The sequence below is a fragment of the Archaeoglobaceae archaeon genome (genome assembly GCA_038734275.1).
Classification (GTDB): domain Archaea; phylum Halobacteriota; class Archaeoglobi; order Archaeoglobales; family Archaeoglobaceae; genus WYZ-LMO2.
This window is the reverse complement of the sequence record JAVYOO010000005.1, coordinates 38471-55328: the sequence shown is the minus strand read 5'-3', so window position 1 is coordinate 55328 and position 16858 is coordinate 38471. Positions and strand designations below refer to the sequence as shown.

The 16858-nt window shown below is 42.7% G+C and carries 21 protein-coding genes and 2 tRNA genes; 12 read left to right on the top strand and 11 right to left on the bottom strand.

What is annotated here, in order from left to right:
- Positions 1-19 precede the first annotated feature (19 nt).
- Both QXI54_06420 and QXI54_06415 read left to right on the top strand, forming a co-directional pair.
- A complete protein-coding gene (locus QXI54_06420) occupies positions 20-1378 on the top strand; it encodes a hypothetical protein (GenBank protein ID MEM0302784.1) in 1359 nt (452 codons plus the stop codon).
- 44 nt (positions 1379-1422) lie between these two features.
- Positions 1423-4116 (top strand): hypothetical protein, encoded by a 2694-nt coding sequence (locus tag QXI54_06415; protein MEM0302783.1) that lies wholly within the window; start codon positions 1423-1425, stop codon positions 4114-4116.
- A 22-nt stretch (positions 4117-4138) separates the two neighbouring features.
- Here the strand turns inward: QXI54_06415 and QXI54_06410 are convergent, their stop codons facing one another.
- On the bottom strand, positions 4139-4570 hold the full coding sequence (locus tag QXI54_06410) for a hypothetical protein (GenBank protein MEM0302782.1): 432 nt from the start codon (positions 4568-4570) through the stop codon (positions 4139-4141).
- 92 nt (positions 4571-4662) lie between these two features.
- Here QXI54_06410 and QXI54_06405 point away from each other — a divergent pair, with 92 nt between their 5' ends.
- From QXI54_06405 to QXI54_06395, 3 genes are read left to right on the top strand one after another with little or no spacing between them, the layout of a single operon-like run.
- Positions 4663-5529, top strand: a complete 867-nt coding sequence (locus tag QXI54_06405; protein ID MEM0302781.1) for a UbiA prenyltransferase family protein — start codon at positions 4663-4665, stop codon at positions 5527-5529.
- 44 nt (positions 5530-5573) lie between these two features.
- Complete coding sequence (locus tag QXI54_06400) at positions 5574-6047, top strand: hypothetical protein (GenBank protein MEM0302780.1); 474 nt, start codon at positions 5574-5576, stop codon at positions 6045-6047.
- A gap of 54 nt (positions 6048-6101) precedes the next feature.
- Positions 6102-6560, top strand: coding sequence for a hypothetical protein (locus QXI54_06395; protein MEM0302779.1), 459 nt, complete (start codon positions 6102-6104; stop codon positions 6558-6560).
- Between the two features lies 1 nt (position 6561).
- On the opposite strand, the gene QXI54_06390 is transcribed toward QXI54_06395, so the two are convergent.
- The 5 genes from QXI54_06390 to QXI54_06370 form a co-directional block, all read right to left on the bottom strand.
- Positions 6562-7107: a DUF116 domain-containing protein gene (locus QXI54_06390; protein MEM0302778.1), complete on the bottom strand. Its 546-nt coding sequence runs from the start codon at positions 7105-7107 to the stop codon at positions 6562-6564.
- Between the two features lie 70 nt (positions 7108-7177).
- Positions 7178-7249 (bottom strand) — tRNA-Arg (locus QXI54_06385).
- 54 nt (positions 7250-7303) lie between these two features.
- Positions 7304-7525 carry a hypothetical protein gene (locus QXI54_06380; GenBank protein ID MEM0302777.1) on the bottom strand — a complete coding sequence of 74 codons (222 nt, stop codon included), beginning with the start codon at positions 7523-7525 and terminating at the stop codon, positions 7304-7306.
- 50 nt (positions 7526-7575) lie between these two features.
- Complete coding sequence (locus QXI54_06375) at positions 7576-7797, bottom strand: hypothetical protein (protein ID MEM0302776.1); 222 nt, start codon at positions 7795-7797, stop codon at positions 7576-7578.
- Between the two features lie 105 nt (positions 7798-7902).
- Positions 7903-8529 carry a CoA-transferase gene (locus tag QXI54_06370; protein MEM0302775.1) on the bottom strand — a complete coding sequence of 209 codons (627 nt, stop codon included), beginning with the start codon at positions 8527-8529 and terminating at the stop codon, positions 7903-7905.
- Positions 8530-8569: 40 nt separating this feature from the next.
- On the opposite strand from QXI54_06370, the gene QXI54_06365 reads away from it, so the two are divergent.
- Positions 8570-9619, top strand: a complete 1050-nt coding sequence (locus tag QXI54_06365) for an NAD(P)/FAD-dependent oxidoreductase (GenBank protein ID MEM0302774.1) — start codon at positions 8570-8572, stop codon at positions 9617-9619.
- Positions 9620-9667: 48 nt separating this feature from the next.
- Here QXI54_06365 and QXI54_06360 read toward each other — a convergent pair.
- The 5 genes from QXI54_06360 to QXI54_06340 all read right to left on the bottom strand — a co-directional run bounded on the left by QXI54_06360 (position 9668) and on the right by QXI54_06340 (position 13053).
- Positions 9668-9742: transfer RNA gene (locus tag QXI54_06360), tRNA-Glu, on the bottom strand.
- Positions 9743-9825: 83 nt separating this feature from the next.
- Positions 9826-10254 carry a pyrimidine dimer DNA glycosylase/endonuclease V gene (locus QXI54_06355; protein ID MEM0302773.1) on the bottom strand — a complete coding sequence of 143 codons (429 nt, stop codon included), beginning with the start codon at positions 10252-10254 and terminating at the stop codon, positions 9826-9828.
- Positions 10255-10269: 15 nt separating this feature from the next.
- Complete coding sequence (ccsA, locus tag QXI54_06350; protein MEM0302772.1) at positions 10270-11763, bottom strand: cytochrome c biogenesis protein CcsA; 1494 nt, start codon at positions 11761-11763, stop codon at positions 10270-10272.
- Positions 11764-12093: a cytochrome c maturation protein CcmE gene (locus tag QXI54_06345; protein ID MEM0302771.1), complete on the bottom strand. Its 330-nt coding sequence runs from the start codon at positions 12091-12093 to the stop codon at positions 11764-11766. It lies immediately after the preceding gene.
- A gap of 54 nt (positions 12094-12147) precedes the next feature.
- The gene (locus QXI54_06340; protein ID MEM0302770.1) at positions 12148-13053 is read right to left on the bottom strand and encodes a formylmethanofuran--tetrahydromethanopterin N-formyltransferase; all 906 of its coding nucleotides are present in this window, start codon (positions 13051-13053) and stop codon (positions 12148-12150) included.
- Between the two features lie 76 nt (positions 13054-13129).
- Here QXI54_06340 and QXI54_06335 point away from each other — a divergent pair, with 76 nt between their 5' ends.
- Genes QXI54_06335 through QXI54_06310 form a run of 6 tightly spaced genes read left to right on the top strand, consistent with a single transcriptional unit; the run spans position 13130 to position 16831 of the window.
- On the top strand, positions 13130-13390 hold the full coding sequence (locus QXI54_06335; protein MEM0302769.1) for a DUF4405 domain-containing protein: 261 nt from the start codon (positions 13130-13132) through the stop codon (positions 13388-13390).
- A 30-nt stretch (positions 13391-13420) separates the two neighbouring features.
- The gene (locus QXI54_06330; protein MEM0302768.1) at positions 13421-13690 is read left to right on the top strand and encodes a MoaD family protein; all 270 of its coding nucleotides are present in this window, start codon (positions 13421-13423) and stop codon (positions 13688-13690) included.
- Positions 13687-14778: a radical SAM/SPASM domain-containing protein gene (locus QXI54_06325; protein MEM0302767.1), complete on the top strand. Its 1092-nt coding sequence runs from the start codon at positions 13687-13689 to the stop codon at positions 14776-14778. The genes QXI54_06330 and QXI54_06325 overlap by 4 nt, the downstream gene beginning before the upstream one ends.
- A gap of 42 nt (positions 14779-14820) precedes the next feature.
- Positions 14821-15291, top strand: a complete 471-nt coding sequence (locus QXI54_06320; protein MEM0302766.1) for a (Fe-S)-binding protein — start codon at positions 14821-14823, stop codon at positions 15289-15291.
- Entirely contained in the window at positions 15288-16484 is a 1197-nt protein-coding gene (locus tag QXI54_06315; protein MEM0302765.1) for a formylmethanofuran dehydrogenase subunit B, read from the top strand. Before QXI54_06320 ends, QXI54_06315 begins: the two co-directional genes overlap by 4 nt.
- A complete protein-coding gene (locus QXI54_06310) occupies positions 16484-16831 on the top strand; it encodes a hypothetical protein (GenBank protein MEM0302764.1) in 348 nt (115 codons plus the stop codon). The genes QXI54_06315 and QXI54_06310 overlap by 1 nt, the downstream gene beginning before the upstream one ends.
- Positions 16832-16858: the final 27 nt, after the last annotated feature.

The window sequence follows — 16858 nt, the reverse complement described above, 5'->3', positions numbered from 1 at the left end:
GTTTGAACAAAATACAAACGTGAAAATCATATATTTGCTGTTGCTGATGCTAATTATAGCACCAGTTAGTTCATGGAGTATGCCCACTTCTCTCATTAAAACAGATGATGGCTACGTAATCGCTGGACTTTCGGGGCTGAGTTATGGTTTAAGCAATGCATGTGTTATAAAAGTTGACAAGAACGGAAATGAAATTTGGAATAAAACCTATGTAGGAGACAACTTTTCTCATGCCCGCCATATTATAGAGATTAACGAAGGATATCTAATTGGCGGTTATACGGGTTTTAATGATGTGCATCCATGGCTGGTTATGATTGATAAATTCGGTGAAGTTGTTTGGGAGAAAAAGTTCATAGAATTTATAGGCGGTGTAACCGGCATTTCTTCCGATGGAATGGATATTTTAGCAGTATTGACAATATACAACGCCAACGAATCAGGCAATACTGACACTTTTCTTATAAAGCTACATAAAGATGGTAAAGAAATTTGGAGAGAAAAAATAGACTATGAGGAATACGATAGCATCAAAATGCTAAGGAGAGCCTCAAATGGCTACATTGGTGCTGGATATGTAGTAGATTACCCCGATGAAGAAGATAACTATTTCGGTGATATAAATTACATTATCTGGGTTCTGAAGCTAAAAGAGAATGGAGAGATCGAGTGGAGCAAATTTTACGATTTGGGAAAAGATGAGATGGCTTGGGATGTTGTAGAAGTTAAAGATGGTTATATGGTAGTAGGGGAAATAACAGAAGAGATGAGAGGTTGCGGATGCGGGGGTTGCGATGGATCAACAGTTGCCTTTGCAATAAAGCTCGATCGCAATGGAGAAATTAAACTAAAAAGGTTCTTTGATGCTGGTAAGATGTCTGCATGGTCTGTTATAGCAGATGACGAAGAAATTATTGCGGGTGGTGGAAAAGATGCTGAAGGAGAATTTCTCTGGGTTTCAAAGATCAACTCAGACCCAATTATTCTAAGAAAAAACTTTAAATTTGAAGAATCAATATATGGAGTTGTCAGAATGCTTAAAGAAGATGATGGCTATCTGCTGACTTCGAGTGGCTGTAAAGGCGAATGCATCTGGCTTGGCAAGATGAGTAAAAATGGTGAACTTATCTGGGAGAAAAGCTATAAGCCAAATGCAATATTCGATATTTCTTCTGCGTTGGAAACTCAGGCTGGAAGAAATGAGTCAAAGACTCCAGAAGTAAGTTCAACTCCTGAAGATAATCAGGAAAAAACATATTCAAATGAAAATATCCAGCAAATAAGGGACTTAGGAATCTCCAAGGAGCTTTTATATGCAATCTTATTGATCTTTTTGGCTTTGATATTGGCTTTTGGAGTTTCAAAACTCCAGCCATAAAGTAACAGAAAACCTTTTATTCAATAATAATAAAATGGGGCTTGATGAAAACTTATTCAGGAAAACCAAAAAAAGCTTTTAAATTTGTCCTGATATCGCTCGTTCTCATCTTTAGTCTGAGTATAGCGGAGTCAAGACAATTTGTTGTTACTTTTGCTAACATTACAGTAGACATGCCATATCCGAGGGGATTTAAAGAGTATGGTCATCCACAAAATACGACACCAATACGTGAACCTTTAACCGCAGTTGATTACTACATTCTGGCTTACAGAGATGATGCCAGCTTGGCAGTGGGAGATCTCGATTCGGACTGTCTAACTGGCTCTGTAGGTCTTCTTTATGTTACAAGACAATGTGACTCATATGCAATGGCAAGCCTGAATCTGTCCTTCAGTGCATACAGACCATCTGTAAGTTCTGCGAGTCCGATACAAATAAACGCCTATGTAAGGTGGGAAGTCGAAGGAGATCAAACTGGAAATACTGGCTGTGGTGGAACCGAATATGCTCTTTTCGAAATCTATGTCTGGAACTGGACTGCAAATTCGTGGTATCTAAACTACACAATAGGTGCTGGAACGGGTATTCGCACTGGTGAGGGATGGTATAATATCACGATCCCTACTCAGGATTTCGTTAACGCAATCACTGGGGAGGTTAGATACAACATTACCGCAAGAGCTTATGACTGCGATGCTAATCGAAATATGCAACAAACCATGTGCGGATCGATGGCACGTGCTTATATTTGGGTGGACTATGTTGAGCTCATACAAGATGTTCCGGATGCAAGCCTCACTTCAGTTTGCGTAAATTATGTTTCAAGCAGTTTTCCGCCAATCTGGAGCGATATTATTTATAATCAAACCGTCAGCCTTCAGGCTCGGGCAACAACAACTGGGGGCGCGGGAATAGGAAATTTCCCGATTAAACTATTTGCTATCGACGAATATGGAAATGAGCAGTTCGTAGGCATGGGGGTCACTCATCCTACCAACAACACAACACCTTTTATTAGAATTGTCAGCGGTGAGGGTTACAGAATGAACTTCTCACGAATAGAGGCTTATGACGGATACATGATCAACAACACCGCATACGTTAAAGATCCATCATGCGGTAGTCAGACGATAACACCGCCCGCTGATAGTGGAAGAAATATTGCAATCGTGCCAGCGACATACATTTTAGACCTTATAGGGAGAATGTATTACCCTGGAGGTGTGGACTGGGCAAGATTTGCATGGTTCATCCATGACACATCTGTTCAAAAATACCGAAACATACCGATATCCCAGAAGTTCATCAACAACAGCGCAAGCTTCAGTGTATGGAAGTTCGGCTTAGATTACAACTGCACAGACAATAACACCGCTGGATGTGATAGAGAGGGAATATATGGCAATGCAATCAGACCCTACTGGACTCCCGCTTGCATCACGATTGGCACAAGAGATGATTTGATTACACCCTACTGTAACAGAACTCCCACTGGATATACCCCGCTTAGAGCTTCTGTGAGTATACATCTTATTACCTTACGCATCGGGGCTAACGTTGGCGGAGTCATTACCGCTCCCAATTGCTATATCGACACAGATCCCTATGGCAATCCCATAGGGGCACATAGGTGTGGACTTTTCTCAGGCTATAGAGTTGGACCATTGATCCAGATGAACATCCCAGACAACGCCCTTGGCTTCACAGCCCAACTTGCCATAGCTTCCTACGGTGGAACCTTAGCATCGCTTATGAATGGGACTAACTACAGTCAGCATGAAGGTCCCGGAAATCTTTCCATGACCCAGCAATCTCTTACGATATGTGGAATGAGCTCTTACCAAGAGGCTTTTAGCGCACCGCATACTGAATACGTTTTTTCCTATACTGTTAGTGCACCCGTTAGAATCCCAGATGTCTTTTTAGGGATAGACGCAACGGGATCAGCCACAATACCCCCTGACAGACCCGGAGGTCTCGGATTGATAGGCTTCCTTGGACTCTATGGCGACCAGAATCACGTAGTCGGAGTAATCCTTGGGCATCGCTTCGGCATTCATCCCTTTGTTGCAATTGTTCAAACCGTTCCGTATTATCCGACAACGCAAGCTGGCTGGACGGGCTACGAGCACTTATGGCTTTACTATCTCTATGAGAACCTTAGGTTCATTGCAGAAGCTCAGGGCAAGGAGATGTCGATTTGGAACTTCAGATACAACAATGCAACGAATCAGGCAAACCTCGTTAGAGCATTTGAAGACCTAATAGTCGAATTTACGCCATTCCTGAGAACCACGCTCAACCTGATGGTTTCTGCCCCAAGAACTCTGGTTTACCCGTTTGTTGTGAGCACATTCCTGAACCTTGGAGACATAGGGTATTTGATGAAGGTCAGCTACACAAATCAAACGGTCTTTAACAAGGCGGTTGAAGCTTCAGAAGCTTTGATGAGAAATCTTGGCAACATCCTTGGACCCCCACCGCCCAATTGCCCTGTCGACCCCACCTGGAATGATCCCAACTCCTATCGTTGCTACGGGCTCAACTTTATATGGTCTGGAAGCAGACTTCTGAGCTACAGCGAGCGAGAGCTCTTTGCATACAGACTTGTGGAGCTTTTCAGCACGCTCATAGACCTTCTGATAGAACTATTCAAGGCTTTGCCTGAGCTGAACAACACTTCCGCACCATGGGCTTATCCGAGATGGAACTACAACTGGATACACCCGGAGTAATCCATCTTTAATTTTTTAAAAATCAGACAAATGAAGTGTTCACGTTCATCAAAAGCTTCCCTATGAACCTTACACTCTCATTGATTGCTCTTGCCAAGCTGACTGTGAAGTTCTGATCAACATAGGTTGTCATATTCTTGAAGACAGCAGACATGCCCTTTGTTCCCGCTGGATTTCCGAAGATATTTGTAGCATTTTGACCAAGGAAATTTATAATCTCCGAGAAGTCTCGCATTGCGGTCAAATTCTGTCTTGCAATATCAAAAGCACCACCAGCACCAATAAAGGACTTGGCAACCCAATACTGAAAGCTGATCGCAGAATAGGTCGCATTCCAGATATCGATCGCATTTATCGATGCATTGCTCATGAGCAAAGAAGTATTTGCAATAAGATCAAAAAGACTTCGAAGCATTTCAATGTGTAGCACTGCAAAGTCTGTTGCATTTACCACAAAAGCAATCTATCATTCTAAATAAAAGTCTTTCGACAATGCAAAGCTAAAGAGCAAAAATTATTTAAAATAAATCCTGCACATTATTTCACATGACACCTGCAATCATCAGGCTTATACGCCCTTACGCATGGGCTTGCTTCCTTCTGCCATTCAGTGCGGGGGTGTGGGTAGGTGGAAGGATCGAAATAGAAAATCTGATCTTCGCAATCCTCTCATTCTCATTCTGGATGAGCTTTAGCTTTGTTGTCAATGCCATCTACGATAGAGATGTTGACAAATTCCATGACGGCAGAACGAAGGATCTCGACCTTTCAAAGCAACCACTCGTTACTGGTGAGATAAGCGTTAGAACCGCATGGGTAATCGCAACAGCCTCGCTTATAGCTTCTCAGATCTTTGCATTTCTCATAAACATGCAATTCTTTTATGCAATGCTCGTTGCAAATGCAATAGGCTATTTTTATTCCGCATGGCCGAGGTTCAAAGCTTATCCGCTTACCGATGTTATATGCAACGCCCTTGCTGGAGTCCTTGTTTTTTACGCAGGCGTTTCGGCATGCAATGGAGAACAGCCATTAATTGTATACGTTTCCGCATTTCTCCTTGCTTCAACTTTCTACATACCTACAGCGGTCTCGGACTACGAGTTTGACAAAAAGGCGGGGCTTAAGAATACTCCGATTTTCTTTGGTCCAGAGAGAGTTCTGAGGTCTCTTTATCCTCTCGGCACGATCACAGCTATTCTCTGGTTTTTGGTGTTGCTCGAAGCCGGAAGTTTCGAACTCAAAACACTCTCCGCGGTTGTAATACCATACACAATAGCCTTCGTTGTGATCGTGAATCGAAGATGGGATGGTGTTGCCCTAAGAGTAACTCCAAATCTCATTCTTGTTCCCTTCAGCATAATTTCAATCATTTTTTTGCTCTTCGTTTCTTTGAAATCAGTCATAATTTGAGCTGTAAAAAAGTTTATAAACGATAAAGTTCATCATCTTTTCGAATGCCCCCACTTCCAGAACTCGTTAATCTAACACTTGCGATCATCAACATGAATCTTGAATTTGTGACAAACTTACTCAATCTCACCTTAGAAGCTTCGACAAATGCAACTCTTGTCAGTCAGGGTCAAAATCTGAATTTCTCTAACGTTTGGGGAATTCTTTATGGTGTTCTAATTACATCTTCCTATGGCATAGGAGTTTTAAATACAAGCTTTACAATAGCTACCACGAATCAGACCGCATTAGCTAATATTGGCAATGCGGTTAACTATCTCGGTAGCAACGTGACATCAATAATCGGCGACCTTACTGGAAGAAGCGGACTCTCATACATACTGAACAACACAACCCATCGACTGCGAACCAGTCAGTCTGATCTATGGAATTTAACATGGAATCTCGTGAATGTGACCAATATGAGCATTCGAGTTCTTGTGGAACTTGGCAATGCTATCAATAGAACTTTCTACTAAATAGCAAAGTTATTGTAGAAATCCTTATATAATGTTAAAGACAAAATGGGTTCAATGATAGAAGTGCTCCTATCCCTTGCGGGACTGCCTCTACTTGCATTATTTGGAGTTATCATGTTTCTCGGATCACTTTTAACTGGTTCGCTAACTTTGCTGAGCGTTCTTATTACAGCTCCATTCCTTATTGCTTTCTCATTACTTGCAGTTGGTCCAGCTCTTGGCATAAAAGCGGTTACCAGCATTCTTGAGGAACATCCCGAACTCGTTGCACTTGGAGCACTGATCCTTGGTATTGTTTTCGGGCTATACTACATGCTGAGAAATAACAATAACAGAAATGGCAATGGAATCAATGGCTTCAGGATCAACAGCAATGGTTTGAACAACAAGAATGGAATAAGTGGTGCAAATGGAGTTAACAGTCGGAACAGCGGAATTAAGAAGAATGATAAAATTGCAAACGGTAAAAATGGTATAAAGAACGGGAGAACCAATGGTAAAAAAGCAAATTAAATTATTGAATTCCAAGCTTTATTTTCTCCTTTACCTTGCTAACGTCCGCAATTGTATCAACACAACCCGCTTTTAGTAGTTGAACCGCCTGAACCGTAAATCCTAATGGATAAAGCTTTTCTAATGCCTCGCATAGCTCAGAAAGACATGCTACTCCAAGCGTAGCTTTTATTTCCCTATTTTCCTTAAGAATCCTGTAAACCATACTCCCTCCCGGGACAACATAGATATGCTTATAGCCGAGTTCTTTTGCGTAATCGGTTATCTCGGGAACGGGACATTTTCCACAGTTCTTACATACATAACCCTTTTCGGTCAGCTCAGCCTGACAGGATTTCGAGTTTCTTATGCATTGTGGCAGAAAAATTGCCCTGTTCTCAACTGGAGTTCTCTCCCAATTTTTTCTGCATGCGGTATCGATTGTGCCAACGTAAAGCTGATCAACAAGGTTATGATCGATCCTGAGCAGATCAAGAACAATCTTCATCGCATTTCTCGTGCTTATATCCGCACCCTTGCTCAGGATTTTTGCTATGAGTTCGTCCATTATCATCACCTTCAAATTTGGTGCATTAAGGTTGGCTAAAGATATAAATAATTATTGCCATACAAATAAACGGGCTCGCCGGGAATTGAACCCGGGTCGAGGGCTCCGGAGGCCCTCAGGATATCCACTACCCCACGAGCCCCATATTAGGTGTTTTAGGACATGTTAATTTTTTGTTCTCTTTATAAACCCTAAATTAATCAAGAAAACAGCGGTCTGGATCGAAAGATCTAAGAATCATTAGCCTATCCGGTGGAATTTCTTCTTCTATAACTTCATCTGCTACCTTAATTTCCCAGCCTGTCGTCGATTTAATTTCATCGATTATCTGCTCTCCGCTTTTTCCCTTCCGGGGTATGTATCCGGTTAAAACAAGCTCGTTATTGATTTTCTCGAAAACTCCCTTCGTTGTTACCACCGTCGTCACCTTTTTGCCGTTAGCGATTATATATGGCACCTTCTCCAGCATCAGGAAGAGGAGAATGTCTCAAAACGACCACAACTTCTTCTGCAGTAGAAGCAACGTCGTTTGCATGTGGGAATGTTTGCAGTATTGAAGACAAAGGGATTTGCGGGTCTTGGTGAATAGCCGTAAAATCCAACTTCTGCAACGAGTTCCGCTGAGAAGCCTTTTTCCCTCATAATGTAGTAAGCGATCCATGCGGAGAGATTCGAGTCTCCGATTCCCACAAGAATATTACGATAACCCCTCTCAAGGCATTTTTCAGCTTTCTTTCAGCCACGAGGGTCATGCTTTCAACTTCCGAAGGCTCTGGTTCCTTTGAGATCTCTTTGCTAACTTTTTTCCAGCCTTTCTCCTTCCATTGAAGCATTTCTGAAATCAACGAGAAAATCGTAATCTTCCGCATAGCTTCCGCCAAAATCCTCTGGCACATAAAGGGATGAGGGGCCCCAAAATGGCAGTTCTACTACCGCATCGACCAAGTAGCCCGGAATTTTTACAACTCTTTCGACGGTAACTATGACTTTTTTACTCGCAAAAGCTCCCCAAAGCACAACACCTTCAGCGGAAGGGTTGAAAATGATCGTATTGCCTTCCTTATCCGCACACCACCCGTGATAGATCGAAAGATCGGGCTTAATTTCTCTAACAATTCCGAGCCTTTCGCCTTTGAATGGGCTCTCAACAAATCCAAAGTCCTCGTTTTCTTCCATGCTCGAACCTGTGATTGATTTTGTCGGCATAAATCCGAGATTCATTGCTCCAGCCATCAATCTTTGGCAGATCGAAAGTAGAGACCAGTTTTCAAATTCAACTGTGCCTTCAAGATAACTCTGTTGGATTACTGGCGAAGGAGCGGGAGAAGGATAGTAGTTTGCAACATAAGATGCGATCACCTTCTCAACCAAGCCCCCGAATACGAATAGCTGAATGTTAAGAGCCCCGCCGAGTGTGATCACATCGAGCAAAATTTTAAGTATTTGTAATTAAAATTAGAATGTGAATTTTGTTATCGTAGGAGGAAGCGTTGCAGGGCTGGAAGCTGCAATCTGCTTGACGAAATTAGGCAAAGTGACCCTGTATGAGGAGCATAAAGAAATAGGGCTCCCAGTGCAATGTGCTGAAGGCTGGATTAGATTCACGGGCGTAGAACCCTATATCAGCGGTAGAGCTATAAAAGAGGCAGACATGGTTATAATGGACAGAAATTACAATGAAAAATCAAGGATAACAATAAAACTCAATGGAGCGGTTGAGATCGTTGATAGAGCTAATTTAGAGAAAAAGATGGCTTCAATTGCTGAAAAAAATGGGGCTGAAATTATAACTGGAGTAAGAATTGAAAAGCTATCACAACTTCTAAAAATGCACGAAAACCTCGATTTAGTCGTAGATGCAAGCGGTTATCCATCGCTATGGTGCAAGGAGTTTGGAGGGAAGAAGCCATGCGGAATTGCTATTCAGGCTTTTACGGATAGGGATATCGACAAAATCGTAGTTGAGTTTCATCCAGAACTGAATGGCTACTTCTGGATATTCCCAAAAGCTGGAGAGGGTTCGAAAGTGGGTGCTGGTAGTTTTGTTAAGCAGGTGTCTAAACCGCTCAGGATAATGCTCGACGAGATGATGAATAAGACTGGACTAATTGATGGGGGATTTATTCCCAAGTCATACACAGCTCGCCCTGTGGCATGTTATCGCAATTCGCCATTCTTAAGACATCTGAAAGGGATCCCAATCGCACTTGTTGGAGATTCCGCTGGCTTAGTGGATCTTGGCGGTGGTGAAGGAATGACCAAGGCGATAATATCTTCAAGAGTTCTTGCTGAATGCGTCGAAAGAGGTGAACTTGAAAAATACGAGGAGATCTACTACAGGAGAATGAGGACACACTACTTAATCGCGAACATTTTCGCCTTCACCAGAAGACATCCAGCACTGCTAAGACTCTTCGGGAAAATTGGGCTTTTTGACTTCGTTTTAGAAAAACTAACTTCACAACATCGGAAAATAAGAGTTGACTGCCTAAAGAGAACTGAGATTGGTTGACTTTGAGACTTTTTAACTCGGAAAAATAGCCATGAAAACAAGTTAAGATGCTCCGGCCGGGATTTGAACCCGGGGCAGGGGATCGAGAGTCCCCTATGTTTGACCGGGCTACACCACCGGAGCTTGAAAAGGCTGTTGTTATGAAGATTTTTAAATTTTTGCCAATTGGTTCCAACATAAGATCTGCTTTTAAATCGGAGAAATCACTATCTCAACTTCTCCCAAGGCTCAACTTCGCCCTCAACAACGTAAAAAACTGGATTAACTTCAACTTTCTCTGGCAGTTTTTTCAGCCACTCAGGATTTCTAAAGCTCAACTTTTGAGCCAGATGTTCTCTTTCGAATTCAACCTGACCCTTAGTTACCGGGATTATTCTCTCAAGCACGGGCAATTCGTAAACCTTCTCTCTGCTGAATCTATACCCTCTTCTGGTAGCTTCAACGAATACAAAGTAAAGATAGGAGTTTATTGCAACGATCGGATTGCCGTAATTTCTGAACCTCTGAAGCTGAGGATGATTCCTGTATCCTTTTGTTTTTCCTTCAAGAACCTTTCTCGCAAGCAAGGTTTCTCTCCAAAGCGCAACAAGCCCCTTTGGGTCAAGCAACGCTGGATGCAAAGACCAAAGCCTCAAATTCTCACCAAGTGCTCACTTTTTGCTTCCAAGCCCAATTCTCTCGGAAATGAGTCCGAGAATAAGCAAAATTGAACCAAGCCAAACCAGTGAGATCAGTGGAACTCGATAAAATTCAAGTTCCACAAAGCTTTGACTAACTCTGTTCATTGCAAAGTAGTAGTCGAGGAAAGGATTGCTGATTATGTAAACCTTCGATACCGTTGACTGGGGATAGATATGCATTTCAGGCTCGATAACTCCTAAGGAGCTCAGAATTTCCGCCTTTATTATTGTCTTTTCGGGTGTTCTATAACTGCTCACATTCTGTAGATAAAAACTGATTTCGTCGCTTCTACCCTCCGGACTCAAAACTACTGTCTCCTTTTGCTCAAAAAACCAAACAGAATTGGCTCCGATAAACAGCAGTAGCACTCCAATGTGTATCAATTTTCTTCTCGAAGCTTTAAGCTTGTAGAGAGCCATTAAAGCGGTTGCAAAGAATATGGGTGTAAAGGTAATAAGATAATAACTTCTATCAACGTTCCTGAAAAGATTCGCTATCGTGCCGAGCATAATGACCACGATCATTGCTCCGAAAAGCAGAGAAGTGTAGCAGTTGTCCCTGATCTCCCATTTTCTTAAGAGTGGCAAAGCACAAGCGACGATCAAGAAAAAGTAAACCCAGCCAATTGGGTCTTCGCCAAAGGAGTGCACAGAACTTAGAATTCCACTCCTCGTTATGAATGCGGTAAATGCTACAAAGACCATCGCAAGGTATGCAAAGAGTTCTCTGCCCTTATTTGTGTGCATGTAAGCGGTAAGTGCAAGCCAAGGAAGAAGTGAGGCGTTCTCAACAGGATCCCATCCCCAGAACCCGCCCCAGCCAAGCGTTCTATAAGCCCACCATCCACCAAGGACTATGCCAGCAGTAAGAAAAGCCCAGGCAATTCTAACGGTTTTTCTTTGCTCTATTCCCGCTAAATGCCCAGCATAGATGCAAACAACGAGAGCATAACCAAAGAAGACAAGCGGAGGATGAATGATCATTTCTGGAGTTCTGAGCAAAGGATTCATTCCCACTCCGTTGGAAGGATTGAAGTCGAGCACTTCAAACGGATTTGAAAAAAGGCTCAGAATTAGCAAAAAAGAAGATATAGCCATGAATATTGCAAGAGCCTTTGCCTTTTGCAAGTCCTTTTTGCCTGAGCTTGCAAAAATCGAAGCAACAAGCAGATTTGCAAAGTTCCATAGCAGTAAGGAGCCCTCCTTGCCAGCCCAGAGTGCAGAAAGCTTGTATTCAAAGCTCATCTCTCGCTGTGAGTATGCGTAAACGTAGTAGATCGAGAAGTTGTCGGTAATGAGATAGTGCAAAAGCAACAGCATTGAGGCAAAACAAAAAGATAGAGACAAATAAAGTGCTACTTCGCCGAACTCAGCAAACTTCAGCTTTTTTGTCGCAAAAAAGAAAAATAGAGCTGACAAAGATGCAAAAATTGCTGAAAATAGCATTAATTCAAAACCAAGCACTCAACCACCCTTGTATTCGGTGTGGCACTTGCTAAGAATTTCTTTAACATAAAAAGTCCCGTCTTTCCAGTCTCCTGTTGCGATGACTTCTTCGCCAGTGATTTTTCCCTCGTAAACTGCTTTGATCTTTGCCTTTTCGTCGATGATATAGAAGTAAACCCGTCCATTTGAGTAGCTTATATTCTCAACCCTACCGCTCACAACCACATTTTCTGCATTTCCCATAGTCAGCAGATCAGAAGGGGTTAGCGAAGAAGATACACTGTGGTAAAGCGTAAAGATCGCGAATGCCGCAAACGCGATCAGGAGTATCAGTGCAATTCTTGGCATGCGAAAAGTAGTAGGAAGATTATAAAGATTTTTGGAATAAAAAATTAATTAAGTTTAGCCAAACTGCTTGAGAATGTCTCGCAAATAGATCTTGTGCTGTCCAAGTTTTCCTCCATAGTTACCCGCTGAAAGCTTTAAAACACCATCAATTTTGCTTGCAACGTCAAGGCAGATGAACATCGCCTTCTTTACCGCCTCGAGGTTTATGCCATTGATCACGATTTCTGGAATCGACTTCACACCTTCTGGAACCTTCGAATCCGGGATCTTTCCCTTAAGCGTCGGGCAGAAGTAGTGGTTCGTCGTAGGTCCAATCTCAGGGAACTTCGTTTCTGGCTTGCTTCCAGCGGAGCATATATCAAAGGAAGTTATGACGCCATCAAGCTGTTTCAAAGCCTCAACACAAGCTTCACCCGCTTCGAGAGCTGAAGACTCGCTGTCGCAGAAAAGCCATATATTGCCACCCGCAATTCCATTTGCGTAGCCGATGTAGCGCTCGATCACGAATTCGCCGAACATGATTGGCACAACTATTACCTTTCTTCCCCATCTCTCCTCTTCCCATTCGTAGCCATCACCACATCTGCCTACGTTGAGCTCAGCATCAAACTTAGTTTCGCTATCAGTCGCGTTGAAAACCCTTGTTGTCGGCACGACGAGAATTCCCTGTCTAAGCCTTTTGCTCATTTCTCTCATAAGCACATCCATGAACTTCTTCGACTTCTGAACCCAGACTTGGCAGATTGCTCCGACTCTTCCATCTGGGGTCTCACTGGGAGAAAGCCATTTCTCTATACCACCCTCGGATTCTCCAAAGACTGTCGAGGGTAGAGCGGTTGCGGAATAAACCGCCTTTTCAAGAAGCCATTTATGTTTGGCTGTAACTATAAATCTCGAGTATATGCCGTCGAAGGCTTCGCAGTATGTGTCCTCAACCGGAATTCCATTAATTTCGAGCATATCTCTGGAATTGTCCATAGCTTTAAAATCTTTTTGAAGATCCAAAATTTCTTATAACCTCCAACATATCCTGGTTATGCTGATACGTGTGAGAATTCTGATCTTCGCAATTGCATTGGCTTTAGGCATTTTGAGCCTCATAACTGGCTTAATACTCTACTTCTGGCCACATGGTCCAAGATCGGGACAGCTCATAATTTTTGGCATGACAAAATTGGGATGGAGTGAACTTCACACCTACGCTTCGATTTTGGCTCTTATCGTGATTTTAGTTCACCTGATAGTGAATCGCACTTCTATCAGGCTCTACTTCAGATATTTAAGGGGACAATGCTAAGTTTTTTAACTTCTAAAGCGATTTTTTGATGTGAAGGTTCGAATAGAGTTTTACGCAACCCTGAGGGAGAGATTTGGAAAAAGCATAGAAGTTGAGTGCAACGGCACACTGAGAGATGCGTTCTTATCAGCTTCTAAGATCCTTGGTGAGGAATTTCTGAAAGAAGTTTTTGACGAAAATGGTTCCTACAGATTTGACAGGATCATTACCGTCAATGGAAGGAACATTAAAGATGAGCTGATCGAAAACCTTAAAGAGGGGGACAGAATCGCGGTCTTTCCCCCAGTGGCGGGCGGATGATCCAAAAACTACAGCTTGAGCTCACAACAAAGTGCAATCTGAGCTGTGAATACTGTTTGAAACCATCACTTGTTTCTGAGCTCGATAAAAATGCTGTAGAGAAGCTAAGCGGTGTTGCAAAGAAGTTCGTGCTATACGGCTATGGCGAGCCTTTGCTTCATGAAAAAATACTGCACTTTGTCAAGGCTCTCGATGGGGAAATTGTTGTTAGCACAAATGGAATGGTTGATGAGAACTTCTACGAAGTCGCAGAACTTGTCGATGTATTTGGAATCTCGATCGACGTTAACGATGCATTGAGACATGGAATGAAGCTGAGCAAGATATTTCGAAAGCTTGAAAATTTACAAAGAAAGGCAATAGCTCAGATCGTTTTAACGCAAGATAATCTACTGAATTTTCCAGAGCTTGCTCAGATACTTGCTGAAAGAGGACTTGATATAATGGCTACGAATTTAATCGCTCCAAATTCCGAAATTTACTCAAAGGCTTTATACTTTGAAGGCTCAAGGGCTAATGCGGATTTCCTGCATGTTGATGAGAATTTTGTTTTAAAGATCCTCAAAGCCCGAAAATCGGAGCCTGAGGAATTGAAGATTAGCTGTAAAGTTAATTTCTGTGCTTTGCTCGAAGCAAAAGACAGAGTTCAGAGGGCAAAAAAGAGCGAAGAGATAATCGAAAAAGTCGAAGAACTTGCAAAAAGCTATGGTGTGGGCTTTGTGAAACCAAAATTCTTTGGAGAAGCGGACCAGCGAGATTGCCCTTATAAAGATTCTCTATTTGTGAGGGCTGATGCTCAGATTTCTCCTTGTATGCCATTTGCCTACACTCACAGCGAGTTTGTCAACAGAAGGTCTATTGTTATTCGAGAGCATATTCTTGGAAACCTGAGTGAAGAAATTGACAAGATCGTTGAAGGAGAAAGCCAATTTGAAAAGCTTCGCAAAGAGATGGATTTTCCATGGTGCGGAGACTGCGGGCACGTCGCGGGTTGCTGGTTCCTTGAAAACGGGATGGATTGCTATGCAAATAAACCTTCCTGCTCCAATTGTCTTTACAGTGCTGGCATCGCCAAATGCCTGATTTAGAAAAAGTTAGAAAAATTTTTTAGGAAGAGAGCAACTTTTTTTATGCCTTTAACTCCAATGGAAGTTTACAAGCTTCTGCCAAAAACCAACTGCAAGAAATGTGGCGAGCAAACATGTATGAGCTTCGCCTTCAAGCTCATCAACAGAGAAAAGAAGCTTGAAGACTGCAAACCACTATTCGAGGATAAAAAATACGAAGTTCAGCTTAAAAAACTTCAAGAACTCGTTAAGCCACTTGCCGAAGCTACAGAGACAGGTTTGATCGTAAAAAGCGAAAACTGCAACGGCTGTGGAAACTGCATCGTCGTTTGCCCAGTTCACGTTGAAAAGGACCCCCATGGGGCGGGCATTGGCAAAGGCATTACGATTAAGGATCCGATCTACCGCATTGAAAACGGCAAACTTGTGATCATGAACATGCATGCATGCAGAAGATATGGTAAAAGCAGAATTCTCTGCATCGTTTGCCGAGAGAACTGCCCAACAGATGCGATCAGCTTTCTGGAGGGATGAAGATGATCTGCACCGCATGTTCTTGCCTTTGCGATGACGTTGAGCTTGTAGACGGAAAAGTGCTCCATGCATGCGAGAGAGGCTACAAGCACATATCACGCTATAAAGAGCAGAGATCGAAGCCATTGGTTAATGGAAAAGAGGTGGATCTCGACAAAGCCATAGAGAGTGCAATTGAACTGCTAAAGTCTGCAAAAAGTCCCGCGATTTATGGGCTTGACACTTCAACAGTCGAAGCCCAGAAACTTGCGATTGAAATAGCGAAGAAGTTGAACTGCTACATCGACGACAACTCCTCGTTCTGCCTTGGGGAATTCGTTGAGGCAATTCTAAAGAAAGAGCTCCCGAGTGCAACGCTTGATGAGGTTAGAGACAAAGCTTACGTCATGATCTATTGGGGGGCAAATCCCTATCACAGCCTACCGAGGCACATGTCCCGCTATACCTATTACCCAAGGGGTGCCAAAAGGCAGAGGGGCTATGACGAGGATCGCTATCTCGTTGTTGTCGACATTCGAAGAACAGAGACCGCAAAGCTTGCAAAGAAAAATGCAAGATTTATTCAGGTTCAAAACGATCTTGAGCTTATTGAATCATTTAACAAGGCCTTAGAGGGTAAAGCGGGTAAATATGAAGTTGCAAGCATTCTAAGAGAAATGAAGAAAGCGGACTTCAACGTCGTCTTTGGTGGGCTTGGTCTTAAATACGGGCTAAAAAATAATTTTAAGGCTTTTATAGAGCTTATTAGAAAAATAAACGAATTTGCTCCGCTCTACTTTATTCCAGCGGGCTTTCATGCGAACATGCGTGGCTTTAATGAGACCCTTTTTGAGGCAGTTGGAGCGGTGAACAAGTTCAGCTTCTCTTCTGCAAATTCATCGCCAGAATTTGCATTCACAGAGCTTTTGAAGAGCGAGAAGATCGATACCGCACTCATTGTTGGCACAGATCCAATTGCTTCTTTGCCCTACGAGGTTTCGAGCAAGCTTGCAAAAGTAAAGAAGATCGTTCTCGATCCCCGCTTCTCCTTGACTGCCAGAGTTGCCGAAGTTGTACTGCCGTCCGCATTTTCTGGGATCGAATGCGGTGGAGAAATGGTAAGAAGCGATGGTGTAAGGCTGAAGCTCTCTCCAATTGCAAAGGCTGAAGTTGATGATGTTTACGTGCTTAAAAGAATTCTGGAGGGATTGTGATGATCCGTTTAACAAAGCTGATGAAGTTCGAGGCTAACATAGTTATTGCAAGGCTCTCGCAGGAGAGCAAGAAGGCAACGATCTACTTGCATCCAGATTTTGCAAAGAGAAGTGGAATAAATGAGGGTGACGTGGTGAGCGTTGCAAGAGCGGGCAAAGAGTTAAAATTCAGAGTAAAGCTTCTTGAGACCGCTCCAGAGAACGGTGGGATCATTCCGAACTCGATTTTCGCCAACTATCTGAGTGACTTTGGAAATTTCAAGAGCTTTAAGGCTGATATCGAGCTCAGTGAGGGTAACGAGAGCACAGAGGAAGATGTAATAACTATTATCATGCAAAAGAAGTGATGCTGTGGCTAAAAATAAAAAAAGGAG